At 57.3% G+C, this 17,306-nt stretch carries 13 protein-coding genes; 5 read left to right on the forward strand and 8 right to left on the reverse strand.

Annotated features, from left to right (window positions below):
* Nucleotides 1-243 precede the first annotated feature (243 nt).
* Nucleotides 244-1,623, reverse strand: a complete 1,380-nt coding sequence (locus tag ON16_RS07530; protein WP_040660810.1) for an undecaprenyl-phosphate glucose phosphotransferase — start codon at nucleotides 1,621-1,623, stop codon at nucleotides 244-246.
* Nucleotides 1,624-1,775: 152 nt separating this feature from the next.
* Here ON16_RS07530 and ON16_RS07535 point away from each other — a divergent pair, with 152 nt between their 5' ends.
* From ON16_RS07535 to ON16_RS07555, 5 genes are all read left to right on the forward strand, one after another.
* Entirely contained in the window at nucleotides 1,776-2,921 is a 1,146-nt protein-coding gene (locus ON16_RS07535; protein WP_051131606.1) for a glycosyltransferase, read from the forward strand.
* Nucleotides 2,922-3,049: 128 nt separating this feature from the next.
* On the forward strand, nucleotides 3,050-4,087 hold the full coding sequence (locus ON16_RS07540; protein WP_040660812.1) for a LacI family DNA-binding transcriptional regulator: 1,038 nt from the start codon (nucleotides 3,050-3,052) through the stop codon (nucleotides 4,085-4,087).
* A gap of 162 nt (nucleotides 4,088-4,249) precedes the next feature.
* Nucleotides 4,250-5,536 carry a galactokinase gene (locus tag ON16_RS07545; protein WP_040660814.1) on the forward strand — a complete coding sequence of 429 codons (1,287 nt, stop codon included), beginning with the start codon at nucleotides 4,250-4,252 and terminating at the stop codon, nucleotides 5,534-5,536.
* Between the two features lie 40 nt (nucleotides 5,537-5,576).
* Entirely contained in the window at nucleotides 5,577-6,566 is a 990-nt protein-coding gene (galE, locus tag ON16_RS07550; protein WP_040660816.1) for a UDP-glucose 4-epimerase GalE, read from the forward strand.
* Nucleotides 6,567-6,580: 14 nt separating this feature from the next.
* Nucleotides 6,581-8,065, forward strand: coding sequence for a UDP-glucose--hexose-1-phosphate uridylyltransferase (locus ON16_RS07555; protein WP_144032064.1), 1,485 nt, complete (start codon nucleotides 6,581-6,583; stop codon nucleotides 8,063-8,065).
* Nucleotides 8,066-8,268: 203 nt separating this feature from the next.
* Here the strand turns inward: ON16_RS07555 and ON16_RS07560 are convergent, their stop codons facing one another.
* The 7 genes from ON16_RS07560 to ON16_RS16140 form a co-directional block, all read right to left on the reverse strand.
* The gene (locus tag ON16_RS07560; RefSeq protein WP_040660820.1) at nucleotides 8,269-8,892 is read right to left on the reverse strand and encodes an InlB B-repeat-containing protein; all 624 of its coding nucleotides are present in this window, start codon (nucleotides 8,890-8,892) and stop codon (nucleotides 8,269-8,271) included.
* Nucleotide 8,893: 1 nt separating this feature from the next.
* Nucleotides 8,894-9,982 (reverse strand): galactose/methyl galactoside ABC transporter permease MglC, encoded by a 1,089-nt coding sequence (locus ON16_RS07565; RefSeq protein WP_051131607.1) that lies wholly within the window; start codon nucleotides 9,980-9,982, stop codon nucleotides 8,894-8,896.
* Between the two features lie 14 nt (nucleotides 9,983-9,996).
* Complete coding sequence (locus tag ON16_RS07570) at nucleotides 9,997-11,496, reverse strand: sugar ABC transporter ATP-binding protein (protein ID WP_040660822.1); 1,500 nt, start codon at nucleotides 11,494-11,496, stop codon at nucleotides 9,997-9,999.
* Between the two features lie 94 nt (nucleotides 11,497-11,590).
* Nucleotides 11,591-12,739 (reverse strand): galactose ABC transporter substrate-binding protein, encoded by a 1,149-nt coding sequence (locus tag ON16_RS07575; protein WP_040660824.1) that lies wholly within the window; start codon nucleotides 12,737-12,739, stop codon nucleotides 11,591-11,593.
* Nucleotides 12,740-12,920: 181 nt separating this feature from the next.
* The gene (locus ON16_RS07580; protein WP_040660826.1) at nucleotides 12,921-13,889 is read right to left on the reverse strand and encodes a substrate-binding domain-containing protein; all 969 of its coding nucleotides are present in this window, start codon (nucleotides 13,887-13,889) and stop codon (nucleotides 12,921-12,923) included.
* Nucleotides 13,876-15,579 carry a sensor histidine kinase gene (locus tag ON16_RS07585; RefSeq protein ID WP_040660828.1) on the reverse strand — a complete coding sequence of 568 codons (1,704 nt, stop codon included), beginning with the start codon at nucleotides 15,577-15,579 and terminating at the stop codon, nucleotides 13,876-13,878. The genes ON16_RS07580 and ON16_RS07585 overlap by 14 nt, the downstream gene beginning before the upstream one ends.
* On the reverse strand, nucleotides 15,576-17,192 hold the full coding sequence (locus ON16_RS16140) for a response regulator (RefSeq protein ID WP_051131608.1): 1,617 nt from the start codon (nucleotides 17,190-17,192) through the stop codon (nucleotides 15,576-15,578). The genes ON16_RS07585 and ON16_RS16140 overlap by 4 nt, the downstream gene beginning before the upstream one ends.
* Nucleotides 17,193-17,306 lie beyond the last annotated feature (114 nt).

Genomic DNA, 17,306 nt, shown 5'->3' on the forward strand with positions numbered 1-17,306 from the left:
GGCATATTCAAGTAAAATCACGAAATTACCCTGTGGTACACAGCAAAGAAGACAGAGCGGAGGGACGAAAACGATCCCTGCGGGTAAGCGGGGGGCTGCTCTCTGTTCGCTCCTACTTCTTTAACCAAAATTCATGCGCCGAAAAGGCGTTTTTATCCGCCGCAGCGACTCATGAAGAGCCACTGCGGCGGTACTTTTCGTCATGTATGATTGTTCCACAGCCGTAGTGCAGCAGAGGTCCGCTTACTTCGCCAGCTTTTCCCGGTTCACGGCCTTGAATACCGTCATCAGCAAAATCCTGATATCGAACAGCGGGTTCCAGTTTTCAATGTAATACAGGTCGTGTTCAATGCGGCCTCGGATCGAAGTGTCGCCCCGAAAGCCGTTGACCTGCGCCCAGCCGGTAATGCCGGGGCGGACCTGATGCTTGACCATGTAGCGGGGAATCTCCTCCTTGAACTGGTCCACGTAGAAGGGAACCTCCGGCCGGGGGCCTACCAGCGACATGTCCCCCTTGAGAACATTGAAAAACTGGGGCAGCTCGTCAATGGAGCATTTGCGGATGAGGGAGCCGAATTTTGTTTTCCGGTCATCTACATCGGTACTCCAGCCGGTTTGCTGGCGGGTGTTTATCCGCATGGAGCGGAATTTGTACATGGAAAAGGGCTTCTTGTCCTTGCCTACCCGCTCCTGTTTAAAAAGAACGGGACCGGGAGAACTGAGCTTTACCCCCACGGCGGCAAACAGCATCAGGGGAGAGGTGAGCGTAATCAGCGCCAGCGCTCCCACAATATCCATGGTCCGCTTCATAAAGGCATTTCCCAGATTATCCAGCGGAATGCGGCGCAGGTTGATGACAGGCAGGCCGTCGATGTTGTCCACCTGTGGATTGGAGGGCATATACGGCGCGTAAAAGGGGATCACAGAGGCCTTTGTCCCCGTCTTTTCGCAGGCGGCGATGATACCCGGAATTTTGTGCATATCCTCCGGCGGCAGGGCGATGATCACCTCGTCGGGGGAAAACGTTGCCAGCGCCTCTTTCATCTGGGCATAAGCTCCCAGCCACGGGAGCGCGTCCCAAGTTCCCACGTCGGATACGTACCCGTCCACCTGATACCCCAGATTCTGGTCGCTTTGAATACGGGCCAGATAGCTTTCCGCCACGCCGCCCCGGCCCGCCAGCACCACATGCTTTAGGTTGTAGCCCATGCGGCGATAGTGCCGCAGCACCAGCCGCAGCACAGCGCGTTTTCCAAGCAAAATCGTGCTGCTGATGAGGAAGAAAAACACCAGCGTCCAGCGGGACATGTTGTCCAGCCGCAAAACAAACAGGGAAGCGATAAGTATTAAAGTATCCAGTGCGTTGACAAGCAAAAAGCGGCTGGCCTCCCGGTGAAACCGGATGGTGCGATAGGATGCGTACAACCCTGCCACGGCAAAGCTCACAAGACACAGCACCACCGCTCCGCAGCCCAAAATGGCGTACCAAGAAAAGGGGATGCCCTCGATGCCGTGGAACAGATAGAACCGGACCCAATAGGCCAGCAGCATGGAGAGAAACACCAGAATGCCGTCGGAGAGGACGTGCAGTTGATTCAGCAGCCGCTGGTTCTCCTTAATCATTCCAATACCTCCAAAGCTCTCATAATTTCGTGGGTTTTTGCCTATCTGATTGTACCCGGAAAGCCCCCAACTGTCAAGCGAAGGCGCTTGCCAGAATGATCCGCTTGCAAAGGATTGGTTCTGCCCCTATAATGGTGAAAAGAGGTGCTTTTATGTCGAATTGCAACACCGTTTTATTTACCGCGTCTACATATTCTCATATCAAAAACTTTCACCGGCCCTATCTCCGGGCATTTCAGGACTTGGGCTGGCAGGTGCACGTAGCCTGCGGCGGCGCGCCTGCGTCCATGCCGGAGGCAGACCGGCTGATCAATCTGCCCTTTGAAAAGAAAATGACCGCTCCCGCTAACTTCCGGGCGCAGGCGCTGCTGCGCCGGGCGATGGAGGAAGAAGGGTATGCCCTCGTGTGTACCCATACGTCTCTGGCCGCGTTTTTTACCCGCCGGGCGGCCGCCGGACTTTCCAATCCGCCGCCGGTGGTCAACATGGCACACGGATATCTGTTTGACGACGGCACGCCGTTTTTAAAGCGGAAAATTTTGCTCACCGCCGAGCGGCTTACCGCCCGGTGCACGGATCTGTTGCTGACCATGAACGACTGGGATTTTCAGGCGGCCCAGCTGTATCATCTGGGCAGGCGGGTGGAGAATATCCCCGGCATCGGGGTGGATTTCACCCGGTTTGATGCAGTGACGGGCGCAGATGGAGCCACCCTGCGCCATGAACTGGGCCTTGCGCCGGAGAACGTTTTGCTGCTGTATGCCGCCGAGTTTTCCAAACGGAAAAATCAGGCCGTCCTGATTCAGGGGCTTGCGCGCCTGCCGGAACGGGTGCGTTTGGCATTGCCGGGACAGGGGGCCTTGTGGGAGGAGTGCCGCGCGCTTGCACGGCAGCTGGGCGTTGCGAATCGCGTCATCTTTCCCGGACAAATTGGGGACATGCCCCGGTGGTACCGGGCGGCGGATGCCGCCGTCTCCGCCAGCCGGTCGGAGGGATTGCCCTTCAATGTAATGGAATCCATGTACTGCGGCCTGCCCATTGTAGTCAGCGCCGTGAAGGGGCACACGGATTTGATTCAGGAAGGAGAAAGCGGCCTGCTCTACCCCTTTGGAGACAGTGGGTCCTTTGCAGCGCAGATGCTCCGCCTGCTGGACGAGCCGGGTTTGGCGGTCCGTCTGGGGGAAAACGCCAAGCAGGCCGTTTTGCCCTACGCTCTGCCTACCGTTCTGCCCCGCGTCATGGAACAATATCTCTCCGTGATCCCCAATCCGACACGGGAATTGGCAGGCAAGCGTTAACCCTTAAAACCTCCATTTCTGCGTGATGAGACGGAACGGACTCCATTTTAAAAGTTCTGCGGTTGCATCCGTCCGCGGAGTCGGCTATAATGAGAGAAACTTTTTAGTAAAAACGGAGGGTAACTGGTATGGCCACTCTGCGGGAACTGGCGGAAGAGACCGGCTTTTCCATCACCACGATCTCCCGGGTCCTGAATGACGACCCCACATTGAACGTCACAGACGCAACCCGCGCTGCCATTCTGGATGCGGCGGGCCGTCTGCATTATAAGAGCGCGGCGCGGCCCCGGCGGCCCCGCGCGGCCCAAAGCAACGGCGCGGTGTTGCGTTTTGCGGTGGCGGAGATGCTCTCTCCGGCGGAACAGCTCGCGGACCCGTATTATCTCTACCTGAAAAATTATGCGGAGCAGCGCTGCCGGGATCTTGGATACACGGTGACTCATCTGACGGAGCACGGCGGCGCCTATCTGCCGGACGCGCCGGGCAGGCTGGACGGTGTGTTGGCCATCGGCATTTTCTCCGAGCAGCAGATTGCGGGGCTGGAAAAGCTCAGTGCCAATTTGGTTTTTTTGGATTCCAGCCCAGATGAGCTGCGCTATGATTCCGTGGTGCTGGACTTCCGTTTGGGAATTGAGCAGGCGCTGGACGAGCTGACCGCTCTGGGTCATCGGTGGATTGGCTTTTTGGGGCCGGATCGGAAGCTGGACCAGAAAAAACGCCCCGCGCCGGAGGTTCGCCGCCAGCATTATATCCGATATATGCAGCGCCGGGAGCTATACGACCCGGCGTTGCTGCTGGAGACGGCCATGGAAGCCACAGCGGCGAGAGAGGCGCTCTCCCGCCGGATTGCCGCGGGAATTTCTCTGCCCACGGCGCTGCTGGCGGCCAATGAGGAAACTGCCATCGGCGCGGTGCGGGCCTTGCGGGAAAACGGGCTGGGTGTGCCCGCCGACCTGTCCATCATCAGCTTTAACGACACGGCTCTCAGCGCCCTGACAGACCCGCCGCTGACCAGCGTCTCCACACATGTGGAGGTCATGAGCGAGACGGCGGTTGGGATGCTGGCACAGCGTGCGGCTGCGGGCGGAAAGACGCTGCCGTTGAAAATCGTGGTGCCGCCCACATTGATCCGCCGGGAGAGCGTCTGCCCGCCCAAAACGGAATGATGCTGCGCAAAGACGGCTGTTTTCAAACAGCCGTCTTTTTTAATGAAAAGAGCAGGCTTTTTTTGTGTATAATTTTCAGTAAAACTGTTTGTAATTTTACTAAAACACTGGTATGCTGAGGACAAAGAATGGCAGGAGTCTGCCAGAATGGAGAGACGCGGTATGAAGACACCCTCTGCGCTGCGAAACGAGCTGAACACCGGTGCGCTGGACAGCCGCTTGCGCACGGTCTACGGCTGCGAGACGACGGCGCTTGCGCCAAAAAAGGAGCGCCTGCTGGCGCTGATTGATGAATTTTCCAAAGCCTTTCCCGGTAGCGGCTCTGTGGGGCTGTATTCCGGCCCGGGCCGCACGGAGCTGGGCGGCAACCACACGGATCACCAGCACGGGCATGTGCTGGCGGCGGCGGTGGATTTGGACGCGGTGGCCTGCGCCGGACCTAACGGCACCCGGACGGTGCGGATTCTCTCCGCCGGGTATCCCGAGGTGGTGGTGGATTTGGACTGCCTGACCCCGCAGGAGAGCGAGCGGGAGAGCTCTGCCGCGCTGGTGCGGGGGATTGCGGCCCACATCGCGGAGCTGGGCTATCAGCTGGGCGGCTTTAACGCTTGCGTTTCCTCCACGGTGCTGGGCGGATCGGGGCTTTCCTCCTCGGCGGCTTACGAGGTTTTGATCGGCGTGGTGTTCAACGATCTGTTCTGCGGGCAGAAGCTGACCATGGTGCAGATTGCCCAGATCGGGCAGTACGCGGAGAATGTGTTTTTCGGGAAACCCTGCGGACTGATGGACCAGCTGACCAGCGCCGTTGGCGGCGTGGTGTCCATTGATTTTCAGGATCCGGCCAACCCGGTGGTGGAGCAGGTGAGCTGTGATCCCACGGCGTATGGATATGAGCTGTGCATCATTGATTCCGGTGCGGATCACGCGGATTTAACGGCGGAATATGCAGCCATTCCCGGTGAAATGGGCGCAGTAGCGCGGTGCTTTGGAAAGCAACTTCTGGGGGAGGTGAACGAGGCGGACTTTTGGCAGAACTTTTCCTCCGTTCGCGCTACCGCAGGGGACCGAGCGCTACTGCGGGCCATTCACTTTTTCACCGACAATGCGCTGGCCCCACGGCAGGCGCAGGCGCTTCGAGCCGGTGATTTTGAGCTGTTTTTGCAGCTGGTGCGCCGCTCCGGGGAATCCTCCGCTCTGCACCTGCAAAACCTGAGCTGTGCAAGCCGTCCCCAGGAGCAGGCAGTGCCGCTGGCAATTGCGGCGGCGGAGCATCTGCTGGCTGGCCGAGGCGCCGTGCGAGTCCACGGCGGCGGTTTTGCCGGGACCATTCAGGCCTACGTTCCGCTGGAAGAGACGGAAACCTTCCGCGCCGGGATGGAAAGCCTGCTGGGGAAGGGCTGCTGCCACTTTTTGGCGATCCGTCCGGTGGGCGGCGCGGTGCTGGCGTGATGCAAAACAAGTAAGTGATTTTTGAATGGAGGATGCATAGATGTCGATTCTGGTTTTGGGCGGCGCAGGGTATATCGGTTCTCACACGGCGCTGGCGCTGGTGAACGCGGGTCGCGACGTGGTGGTGGCGGACAATCTGGAAACTGGTTTTCGCAAGGCGGTTCCTGAAATGGCGCGCTTTTATAAGGGCGATATCCGGGACCGTGCCTTCTGCGACGGGTTGTTTGAGCGGGAGCAGATTGACGGAGTGATTCATTTTGCCGCCAACTCTCAAGTGGGGGAGAGCATGACCAATCCCCTGAAGTATTACGCCAACAACATGGGCGGCACCCGGGTGCTGCTGGAGAGCATGGTGGCCCACGGTGTGGGCAAGATTGTCTTTTCTTCCACTGCGGCCACTTATGGCGAGCCGGAGCGGGTGCCCATTTTGGAGACGGACGCAACCGTCCCCACCAACTGCTACGGCGAGACGAAGCTGTCCATGGAGAAGATGATGAAGTGGATCTCGGTTGCCCACGGGCTGCGGTATGTGGCCCTGCGGTACTTCAACGCCTGCGGCGCGCAGCCGGACGGCTCTATCGGTGAGGCCCACAATCCCGAAACGCATTTGATTCCTGTGATTTTGCAGGTTCCGGGCGGCCAGCGGGAGAAAATCTCCATTTTTGGAGACGATTATCCCACGCCGGACGGTACATGCATCCGGGACTATATTCACGTCTGCGATTTGGCACAGGCCCATATTCTGGCGCTGGACTACCTGCTTTCCAGCGGGGAGAACAACGTGTTTAATCTGGGCAACGGCGTGGGCTTCTCCGTAAAAGAAGTCATTGAAGAAGCCCGAAAGGTCACCGGTCATGCCATTCCCACCGAGGTTCTGCCCCGCCGGGCCGGGGACCCCGCCCAGCTGATTGCCTCGTCGGAAAAGGCGAAAACGCTTCTTGGCTGGAAGCCGGAGTTTGAGGACCTGCACACCATTATCCAGACCGCATGGGACTGGCACAAGACCCATCCCCGGGGATTTGAGGACTGAGGAGGTCTGACGCGATGATCGACGCCGCTATTTCCCAGCTGGCGACTTATGCCCTGCGCACCGGCTTGATTGACGAGAGCGAATCCGTCTGGGCGGTCAACGCCATTTTAGAGGTGCTGAAGCGGGACGACTATACCGATCCCGGGCGGGAGTGGGGAGAGATCGACCTGCCCGCTGTTTTAAAAGAGCTGTTGGATGACGCCTGCGCACGGGGTGTTTTAACGGATAATTCCGTCACCGGCCGGGATTTGCTGGATACCGCGCTGATGGGGCGGCTCACGCCCCGTCCGGCTCAAGTGATTGCGCAGTTTCAGGCGCTGTACGCCCAGAGCCCGGAGCGGGCCACCGACTGGTTTTACCGTTTTTGTCAGGACGCGAATTATATCCGCCGGGACCGGATTGCCCGGGACATGAAGTGGAAGACAGCCACAGAGTACGGGGAGCTGGACATCACCATCAATCTCTCCAAACCGGAAAAGGACCCCCGGGCGATTGCGGCGGCGAGAAATGCCTCCTCCGGCTATCCAAAGTGTCAGCTGTGCGTGGAGAACGAGGGCTACGCCGGGCGGCTGGACCATCCCGCCCGGCAGAATCTGCGGATGATTCCCATTTCCATCGCGGGAAAGCCTTGGTTTTTTCAGTATTCTCCCTACGTCTACTATAACGAGCACTGCATTGCGCTGAACGCGGCCCACACGCCCATGAAGATCGACCGGGCCTGCTTTGTGAAGCTGCTGGATTTTGTGGGGCAGTTTCCTCACTATTTTCTGGGTTCCAATGCGGACCTGCCCATTGTGGGCGGCTCTATTCTGGCCCACGACCATTTTCAGGGCGGATGCTATTCCTTTGCCATGGAGAAAGCCCCGGTGGAGACGCGGCTGACCTTCCTCGGATTTTCCGATGTGGAGACGGGCATCGTGAAGTGGCCCATGTCCGTCCTCCGGCTGACTGCGCTGTCTCCGGAACGGTTGGCGGATCTGGCCGAAAAAATTCTTAACGCATGGCGGAGTTACTCCGACCCGGCGGCACAGATTTTTGCGGAAACGCACGGCACGCCCCACAATACCGTCACACCTATTGCCCGGCGGCGGGGCGCGGCCTATGAACTCGATCTGGTCCTGCGCAACAACCTGACCACCGCCGAGCATCCTTTGGGGGTCTACCATCCCCACGCGGAACTGCACCACATTAAAAAAGAAAATATCGGTCTGATCGAAGTCATGGGATTGGCGGTTCTGCCCGCCCGGCTGAAAACGGAGATGGCGGTGCTGGCGGACGCTATTCTGGCGGGCGAAAACCTGCGGGACAACCCCGCCACCGCGCTTCACGCCGACTGGGCGGAGCGGTTCGCGGCGGAGTGTACGGTCGAAAACGTGCAGGAAGTTCTGCGCAGGGAGATTGGTCTGGTATTTTCCACGGTGCTGGAACACGCCGGAGTCTATAAGCGAACCGAGGAGGGACGCGCGGCGTTTCTGCGGTTCATCGCCAGCATTTGTTAAGCGGCGAAATAGATAGCACCGAGAGATCCTTTGGCATTATGCGAGACGGCTGAATGGCTGCTGCGGATACCCCCGCCCAAAAGAAGACGGCGTAAAAATGAAAAGGCCCCGCCGCTTTGTACGGACGGCGGCAATCAAAAAGCCCGCCCGACGCGATTGCGCCGGGCGGGCTTGGTTTATCGGGGAATGTGGGGGAATGAAACTCAGTTCCAAACAGCGGTCAGAATATGCTCACCGGTCATGGAAACCTTGGTGTCCGCGGTGATCGTCTGGCCGCTGTATTCCCAGCCGCCGAAGGTATAGCCGTTCCTTTCCGGTGTGGGCAGGGTTCCGTACGGCTGCCCGTACACAACGGTCAGCGCATCCACAGAGGTGGAGCCGCCCAGCGTCCCACCGTTCAGGTCCAGCTTGACCGTGATCAAGGCGGGGGCCCAAACGGCGTACAGCGTCATGTCCGAGGACACCGTATCCACGCCGAAGTCCCAGTTTGCCGTGGCGCTCTCTGGTGCGGTGTTCCAGCCGTCCAGCGTATAGCCCGGGCGAACCGGCGTCTCCGGCTCCGTAACCAACTGACCGTAACGAATTTTCTGGTCGGCAATGGCTGTATCGGCGCCGCCGGTGTCAAAGGAAATGTAAAACCCGCCGTTGGCTGCGTTCCAGACAGTCAGACCGACTGCCAGCGCAATCAGCACCAGAATCACCCGGTCCAGAATACGGATGGGCACGTCCTTGCTGCCGTAAATGCCGCGGCCAAAGAGCTTTTTGGGCCGCTCCGGAGAGTTCTGCGGCTCGCCGCCGTCCCGGTTCAACGCATCTCTGGGTTCCATCTTACTTGCGCACCAGATACTTGCGCATATCAATGGAGCAGGCGATCAGGATAATAAGGCCCTTGATCACATACTGCATGTTGCCACTGATGGACAGGAAGTTCAGGGCCACAAAGATAATGCGCAGCAGAAGCACGCCTGTGACAATGCCGCTGATTTTGCCGGTTCCGCCAACGAAAGACACGCCGCCGATGACGCAGGCCGCGATGGCGTCGCACTCATAGTTGAGGCCCGTGTTAGCCACGTTGGAGGCAATTCGGGCGGACTCGATGAAACCGGTCAGGCCGTACATACAGCCGGCCAGCGTGTGGACCAGCACGGTGGTTTTGAACACATTCACGCCGGAGACGTTGGCTGCTTCTATATTGGAGCCGACGGCAAACATATTCTTGCCAAAGGTGGTTTTGTTCCAGATGAACCACATCACCGCCACCATGATGATGGCATATAGCACGTACAGCGGTACCGTGACCGACTGGCCGCTTCCGGTGGGGATGGCAAACCATTTGCCCGTGACGAAATCAGAAAAGCGCTTGTCAAGGCCCGATAAAGGCTGACCGTTGTTTCCATTAGCCATGTAGAACATCAGGATCACGCCGTAGACAATCAGCTGTGTGGCCAGTGTCACGATGAAGGGGTGCAGTTGAAACTTTGCCACAAAAAAGCCGTTGACCACACCGACGATGCCGCCCACAACAATCACGGCAATGATAACCACGGGAATGGGAACCTCCGGAAGATTCGGGAAAATCTTGTTGCCCCAGTCGGCGGCCTGTAAAAGCGCAGCGGAGATCGCCGCCGTCAAGCCGACCACACGGCCGGCGGACAGGTCGGTACCCGTCAGCACGATGCATCCGCCGATACCCAGTGCGATGGGCATGGAGGCGGCGGACAGGCTGATGATATTGACCACTGAGCTGACAGAGATAAACTTGTGGTTGCGCATATAGGTGTAGATGACGAAAATCACCAGCAGAATATAGATGGCGTTGTTAATCAGGCTCTCGCCCACGGCGCGCTGCTTATCCTTTGCATCCAGCGCCTGAAAAGCTGCCGCGCGCTGCTGCATATTTTTCATTGGATTTGTCATGGATGGACCCTCCTTTACACATATTTGGCGGCAAGCGTCATAATTTCTTCCTGCGTAGTGGACTTTGCGTCCACCTCGCCTGCCAACCGCCCGCCGGACATGACCAAAATTCGGTCGCATACGCCCAGCAGTTCCGGCATCTCGGATGAGACCATCAAAACAGTCTTGCCCTTATTGGCCAGATCAATAATTAACTGGTAAATCTCAAATTTTGCGCCCACGTCAATGCCGCGGGTGGGTTCATCCAAAAGCAGCACCTCCGGATTGGTCAACAGCCAGCGGCCCAAAATCACCTTTTGCTGGTTGCCGCCGGAAAGACTGCGGATTTTCGTGTGCTGCGACGGCGTTTTGGTGCGCATCGCGTCAATGGACCACTGGGTATCCTGCCGCATCGTCTTATCGTTCAGGATAAAGCCTGCCCGCAGATGCTTTTTCAAACTGGAGATCACGGTGTTCTCCCGGATACTCAGAATCCCGAAAATGCCGGTGGCGCGCCGCTCCTCCGTCAACAGGGCAAAACCGTTCCGAATGGATTCCCGGGAGTTGCGGTTTTTCACTTCCCGGCCTCCAAGGCGAATGGTTCCACTCTTGCGTGTGGCAATGCCAAAAATGTTTTCCAGTGTTTCGGTCCGGCCGCTGGCATCCAGACCGGCCAGTCCCAAAATCTCGCCGCGGCGAGCGGAGAAGCTGACGTCTTCCAGCTGCGAATACTGCGCGGTCAGATGTTCAACCTCCAGATACACTTCGCCGGGGGTGTTGGTTTTGATGGGAAACTGGTTGCCCAGCTCCCGGCCCACCATCAGCTTGATAATAGTGGCGGTGTCCAGTTCACCGGCGGATTTTGTCGCCACCCAGCAGCCGTCGCGCATGATGGTGACTTCGTCAGAAATCTGGAGGATCTCCGCCATTTTATGAGAGATATAGATAATGCCAACGCCTCGATCCCGCAGCATGTTGATGATGCGGAACAGGTGCTCAACCTCCTGCTCGGTCAGCGAGGAAGTGGGCTCGTCGAACACAACAACTTTCGAATTATAAGAGACGGCCTTTGCAATTTCCACCATCTGCCGCTGAGAAACCGGAATCGTACTCATAATGCGGTGGGGATCTACGTCGATGCCAAGGTCATCAAAGATTGCTTTGGTATCCGCATACATTTTCTTTTCATTGACCATTACGCCGCCAATCGTAGGATAGCGGCCCAGCCAAATGTTATCCATGACGCTCCGTTTAAGCGCCTGATTCAGTTCCTGATGTACCATGGCGACGCCGCTTTCCATGGCCTCTTTACTGCTTTTAAAGGAAACTTCCTTCCCCTCTAGGAAAATTTTGCCCTCGTCCTTCCCGTAAATGCCAAACAGGCACTTCATCAGCGTGGACTTTCCGGCGCCGTTCTCGCCCATCAGTGCGTGAACGGTGCCGGGTTTTACAGTTAAAGAGACATGGTCCAGCGCTTTCACGCCGGGAAACTCTTTGGAAATATCCGTCATCTGCAACAGAACTTCCTGTCCCATATCATGCCCTCCTATGGAAGAAGGGCAGCTGCTGCCGAAACAACAGCTGCCCATTCGCTCTTCTAGTTTTGATCTGCCAAGTTAGTCGGCAAAATCAGCCCGAATAAGCCTGGTAAGCGATGAAGATCTTATTGTTCAGGTTATTGGCAGTATCCTTGGTATAGCTGTCGGTGCTGTCCATCAGATCCTTGCCTGCGGCGGCGTTAGAAGCCAGATAAGTGATGGCCTCTGCCATGCCGTCGGCATCCTGCTTGATGGTTCCGGTCATCTTGCCGTCAGCGATCAGCTGCTTGGCGGAATCGGTGGCGTCCACGCCGAACACGGGGATGGTCTTGCCGTCCTGCCCGCTGCCCAGATTATAACCCGCAGCGTTCAGAGCGGAAATGCAGCCCTCGGCCATGTTGTCGTTGTTGCAGATGATCAGTTCGATCATGTTGCCGTTGGCCTCGGTGTACTGGCTGAGGTTGGTGGTCATGTACTCGTTGGCGGCCTGCGCAGACCAGTTGCCCTGCAGATCCAGTTGGAAGCCGTCGGTGTTGGAAGCGTCGAAGTAAGTCAGAGCGGGCTTGCCGGCGGCTTCGATGATCGTGTTGGCATCTTCCACGCCGTACTGGGTGCGGTAAATAGCCTCCACGTTGGAAGCGTCGCCCTTGAACATGGCATAGGAGATTTTGCCGTCGCCGTTCAGATCCATGGCGTCATAGTTGTCGACGACATACTGGCCAATCATCTGGCCCTGCATGTGGCCGGCCTCGGGAGCGTCGGTGCCCACGAAAGCGATGTTATCATAAGCGCCCAGAACGGTGCCTTCCTTGCCGTCTTCCTCAACAGCTCTGTTGAAGAAAATCACGGGGATTCCAGCCGTCTTGGCCTTCTCGGCGATGGCGGCGGCGGAGTCGGAGGAACCGGAGGTGACCAGATTGACGATCAGCAAGGTGGTGCCAGAGGTGATTGCGGTGTCGATCTGCTCGTTCTGGGTGGTCTGGTTGGAGTTGCCGTCATAGTCCTGATACTTCAGGCCTGCAGCCTCCAGCTGCGCATCCAGAGCGGTGCGGACGCTGGAGATGTATGTATCGGAGAAAGAGTAATAGAAGACGCCGACGTTGGCGTCGGATACGGCGGCGCTGCCCTCAGCGCTGCCAGTGGCGCTGCCGGCGGATGCGGCGGGGGTGTTGCCGCTGCCGCAGGCAACCAGAGAGAATGCCATCATCAGGGAAAGTGCAAGTGCAAAAAACTTCTTCATGTGGTAGTCCTCCTTTTAATATTCACCGGGCGGGAAGCCCGCTACGGTTGATAATATCATTATAGAGAGGATTGTATCCATCCAACAAGGTGAAAAATCACCGCAGAAGGTTTAAATTTTTATGCTGATTGACGAAACATACAAGGTAAAACGATTACCTACTGTGCATTTTAACGAATGTCTATTCAAAGGCGAACAGCGCTTTCTGACTGTCGGCAGTGAACAGATTTTCCTGCGTCACGATAAAGGTGGAGGTATCCACGGTGGGCTGCAGAACACCGGACTGACCGGTCAGCAGCCGGTAGGCACTCTCCACGCCCAGATAGCCCATGGCATAGGAGTTTTGCACGATCAGCGCATTGACCACGCCGGTCTGAAGGTTGTCCACGGTTTCCACATTGCTGTCAAACCCAACCAGCCAGATGCGATCCTCCTGTTTCAGCTCGGTGACGGCCCGGGCTGCGCCCACGCTGACGGGTTCGTTGAAAGCAATGAGTACATTGATCTCCGGATTGGCCTTCAGCAGGGCGGCTGTGCCCGCTTGCGCAGGCTGCGCCGCGGCAGCCACATTGATGCTCTCCACCACAGTGACATTGTCCAGCGGCGCAAAGGTATCCCGAACGCCTGTCTCTCGTTCCTGACCGTTGGCGCTGTTGATATCATAGTTCACCAGACCCACGTATAGATGCGGGTATTCACATTTCAGCGCGGCAGCGGCGGCCTGCTGTCCGGCGGCGTAGTTGTCCGTGCCGATATAGGTGCTGGTGGCGTCAGAGTGCACATCGCTGTCAATGGTGACGATTTTCACCCCCGCAGCCGCAGCGTCGTTGATGGCGGAGGCGTTCTTTTCATAGTCGATGGCGGAAAAAACCAGAACCTCCGTGCCGTCCGCCACCGCCTGCGCAACCATCTGATTCTGGGTGGCGTAGTCCTCCTCCGTCTCCGGTCCGATGATAAACAGATCCAGATTATATTCGGCGGCGGCTGCCTCAGCACCGGCGAAAACGGTTTTCCAGAATTCCGTGTTGGTGGATTTGGCCACCAAAGTTACCCGGTGCTTTTCGGCGGCAGCCGGACGGTCGGCGCAGCCGGTCAGCAGTGTCAGCGCCAGCGCAAAGGCCCCCAGCGCGATTCGTTTACTTTGCCTCATAGGCGCCCTCCTTGACCTTGGGCATACGGATTTCCACGCAGGTGCCCACATCCAGTTCACTGGTGATCTTCAGACCATAGCCTTCGCCAAAATAAATCCGCAGGCGGTCGTTGACGTTTTTGATGCCGATGCCGGTGCGGTCCCCGGGTTCCTTGTGCAGCATGGCGTCGGCCTGTTCCTGCGTCATGCCCACGCCGTTATCTGCCACGGAGAACAGAATATCATCGCCATCCTGCCGCACCTGCACGTCAATGGCGCCCGCCTCCACCATCAGGTCCAGACCGTGGTAGATGGCGTTTTCAATGATGGGCTGCAAAGTGATCTTGTTGCACAGATAGTCCCGGCAGGCGGGGTCTACATCAAAGGTGTATTCAAATTGATTTTTGTAGCGGTACTTTTGAATTTGCAGGTAACTCTCCGCGTGTTCAATTTCTTTGGAAATAGGAATCAGTTCATGACCCTTGCTGATGCTGATGCGGAACAGAGTCGCCAGCGCGTGGACCATCTGCACCGCGTCGGCGCTGCGTCCCTGCTCGCACATCCAAGCGATAGAGTCCAGCGTATTATAGAGAAAGTGGGGATTGATCTGCGCCTGCAAGGCTTTTAACTCCGTTTTGCGCAGGTCCACCTCTTCCTCGCGCACTTTGGCCATCAATGCCTGAATTTTCACCACCATGTGGTCGAAGGAGGCAGACAGGTCGTGCACCTCGCGGGAACCGCGGATTGGCTGATAGGCGTAGTGGTCGGCATCCTGCTCAAAGTTCTCCATGGCGTCGGCCAATTCATGCAGCGGGCGGGAAAGAATGCTGGATACCACCAGACTGGTCAGCACGGTGATAATTAGCACGGCGATGACGATGGCCGCGGAAATGCGGATCATTCCGGCCACATTTGCAGTCACCAGCTCGTCCACATAGCTCACGCCGATAATGCGCCAGCGGCTGCCGGGAACGGAGCGAAGGGAGTAAATCACGGTGTCACTGGCATAACTGCCGTCGGGCAGAGAAACGAGCGCTGCGGTGTCCTCTGCCTTCAGGCCGGAGTAGAGCAGCTGCTGCTGGGGATGGTAAATGATGTTGCCGCTGGCATCCATAATATAGCAGTAGCCGTGGGCGCCGATGCCCACGTTGTTGATATAGCTGGAAATACTGGTAAAACTCAAATCCAGCGCCACAGACCGGGATTCTTCGTCCGGGTCCAGTGTTGCGGCCATGGTGACGACCCAAGGATAATACCCTTCAAAAATTGTCTCCACATGGGGCGCGGAGATGGAGTTTTCTGAAAATAGGGCCGGATTGTAGGAAAGATTCACCAGATAGTTTTTCCGCGCTGTGTGGCCGGTGGCCCAGCATCGGCGCAGATTGCCCGCGCCGTCATAGGTGGTCACCGCCACCACATCCGGCCTCATGTGTAAAAAGGCGTCAAAAAATTCCTCGTTGTCCACGCTGCTGTTCAGAGACTCTTTCAGCAATTCCATCACATCGTGCATATCCTGAATGTAATTTCCCACGGTGTTGGAGACTTGTGCCACAGCCTGTTCGCTACTGGTTTTGGCGTTTTGCACCGTGGCCGTCCGGTAGCGGGCGATAAACAGCCCTGCGCCGATGCACAGGCAGACCGCCACGATGGAGAGCACCATGACCACCAAAACGGTGGACATGCTGGTTCCCGAGCGTTTTTTTTGCTTCATTGGACACCGCCGTTCTGCTCCATCGCGCTTTGACGGCGTAGCGCGTTGGGAGACGCGCCGCAGTATTTTTTAAAGCAGTAGCTAAAATAGTGCTGATCGCTGTAACCGCACTGCTGGGCGATCTCCAGCACTTTCATGGGTGTGGTCAGCAGCAGTTCTTCCGCTTTGTGCATCCGCTTTTGTATCAAAATGTTGATGAAACTCTCTCCGGCATATTTTTTGATACAGCTGCTGAGATGATTGGGGCTGACGTTCAGCAGTGTGCTCAGGGATACCAGAGACAAGTCCTCCTCCTTATAATGCTGGTCAATGGCCTCCAGCGCCTGCTGGCAGAGGAGGCTGCCGCCCTTTTTCTGCTGAGAACGCACCAGCTCCATAGCGCTGGTGCAAAAGCTCAGAAGGTCCTGCCGCAGTTCTCCCGGGGTGCGGTAACGAAAACCGATGTCGGGCAGAACGCCCTGCGTGTGTAGGGCGGACAGCGCCTCGCTTCCGGCGGCGGTGTAGAGAACCCGATAGATGTCCGTAATCAGTTGCAGCGATGCCATGTCCAGCCAGTCACGGCCGTAGCGCTCCACATGCGTCAAATCAATCAGCGCGTCCAGTTCTCGGGCAAGTTCAGCGGCATTGCCGCTCTTAAAGGCACTTTCAATCCGTTCGATGAGCGCGGTCATGGATTCGGCGTGTACTTCGGCAGGGGGACGCATATCCGTGATGAAGCACAGGTTGCTGCGATCCGGCTCGGCGTAGTTCAGCGCGTCCATCGCCTCGCGGTAGGCGGTGTGCAGAGCGGACAGCGCATCGGTCCGGCGGCTGACGCCGATGTTGCACCGCTGGTGGAGTACACGCTCCGTGACCTGCAACAGCTCGCTGACCAAAATGTGCAGATACTCTTCAAAATCCGAATCGTTGGCCATCAGCAGGGTAATCACTCTGTCGCTGGAGTAAAAGCTGATCTGACGCAGGTATTTTTCCGCCACCAGTTCCACCATGTGAATGGTGGCGGGCGTGGTGCAGCTGTGTCCGTTTTCCCCGGAAAAGGCGGATACCATCACCGCATACCGGGGATGGTCGGCGGCATCGCGCAGCAGACCGCTGGCCACCGCTCGGGCGGTCAATGACTCCTCGTCCCGGGCCGCCCCGCCATACTCGTCCAGCAGCAGCGGCAGCAAAAAGTTGCTCTGGTCGGACTGCATCTGGGTTTGCTCCTGAAACGCCTGAAACTGGGCGTTCATTTTCTCACGGATGCTTGTCAGCTCCCGGGCCAGACCCTCCATGGTCAGGGGCTTGAGCATATAGCTGATGATGTTGTACTGAATGGCCTGCTTGGCGTATTCAAAATCGTCAAAGCCGCTGAGAAAGGCAATGTGCATGGCGGGGCGGATTTCCCGCACCTGTCGGGCCAGTTCAATGCCGGAGATAAATGGCATCCGAATATCCGTCAGCAGAAGATCCGGCTCTAACTGTTCCACCAGTTCCAGCGCATCCAATCCGTTGCTGGCACTGCCAACCAAACGAAATCCGAGGTCCTCCCATGGAATCATCTGGCAGACGGCTTCTCGCAGTTCATCCTCGTCATCCGCCACAACGATGGTGTACAGGGTTTTCTCCGTCATGGGTATCCCTCCGCTTTCGTGTTTTTTACCGTTTTTTCGCAAATGCTGTTTTTAAAACTTTATCATATTTTAATGAAAAAACCAACACCCATTCCGAGGGTTTGGCCAATTCAC

Source organism: Oscillibacter ruminantium GH1, from assembly GCF_000307265.1.
Classification (GTDB): Bacteria; Bacillota; Clostridia; order Oscillospirales; family Oscillospiraceae; genus Oscillibacter; species Oscillibacter ruminantium.

Excerpts from the sequence above, each read along its gene's own strand:
- ON16_RS07530 (WP_040660810.1), bottom strand. The coding sequence starts at position 1,623 with ATGATTAAGGAGAACCAGCGGCTGCTGAATCAACTGCACGTCCTCTCC.
- galE (WP_040660816.1), top strand. The coding sequence starts at position 5,577 with ATGTCGATTCTGGTTTTGGGCGGCGCAGGGTATATCGGTTCTCACACG.
- ON16_RS07565 (WP_051131607.1), bottom strand. The coding sequence starts at position 9,982 with ATGACAAATCCAATGAAAAATATGCAGCAGCGCGCGGCAGCTTTTCAG.
- ON16_RS07545 (WP_040660814.1), top strand. The coding sequence starts at position 4,250 with ATGAAGACACCCTCTGCGCTGCGAAACGAGCTGAACACCGGTGCGCTG.
- ON16_RS16140 (WP_051131608.1), bottom strand. The coding sequence starts at position 17,192 with ATGACGGAGAAAACCCTGTACACCATCGTTGTGGCGGATGACGAGGAT.
- ON16_RS07540 (WP_040660812.1), top strand. The coding sequence starts at position 3,050 with ATGGCCACTCTGCGGGAACTGGCGGAAGAGACCGGCTTTTCCATCACC.
- ON16_RS07535 (WP_051131606.1), top strand. The coding sequence starts at position 1,776 with ATGTCGAATTGCAACACCGTTTTATTTACCGCGTCTACATATTCTCAT.
- ON16_RS07585 (WP_040660828.1), bottom strand. The coding sequence starts at position 15,579 with ATGAAGCAAAAAAAACGCTCGGGAACCAGCATGTCCACCGTTTTGGTG.
- ON16_RS07560 (WP_040660820.1), bottom strand. The coding sequence starts at position 8,892 with ATGGAACCCAGAGATGCGTTGAACCGGGACGGCGGCGAGCCGCAGAAC.
- ON16_RS07575 (WP_040660824.1), bottom strand. The coding sequence starts at position 12,739 with ATGAAGAAGTTTTTTGCACTTGCACTTTCCCTGATGATGGCATTCTCT.
- ON16_RS07570 (WP_040660822.1), bottom strand. The coding sequence starts at position 11,496 with ATGGGACAGGAAGTTCTGTTGCAGATGACGGATATTTCCAAAGAGTTT.
- ON16_RS07555 (WP_144032064.1), top strand. The coding sequence starts at position 6,581 with ATGATCGACGCCGCTATTTCCCAGCTGGCGACTTATGCCCTGCGCACC.
- ON16_RS07580 (WP_040660826.1), bottom strand. The coding sequence starts at position 13,889 with ATGAGGCAAAGTAAACGAATCGCGCTGGGGGCCTTTGCGCTGGCGCTG.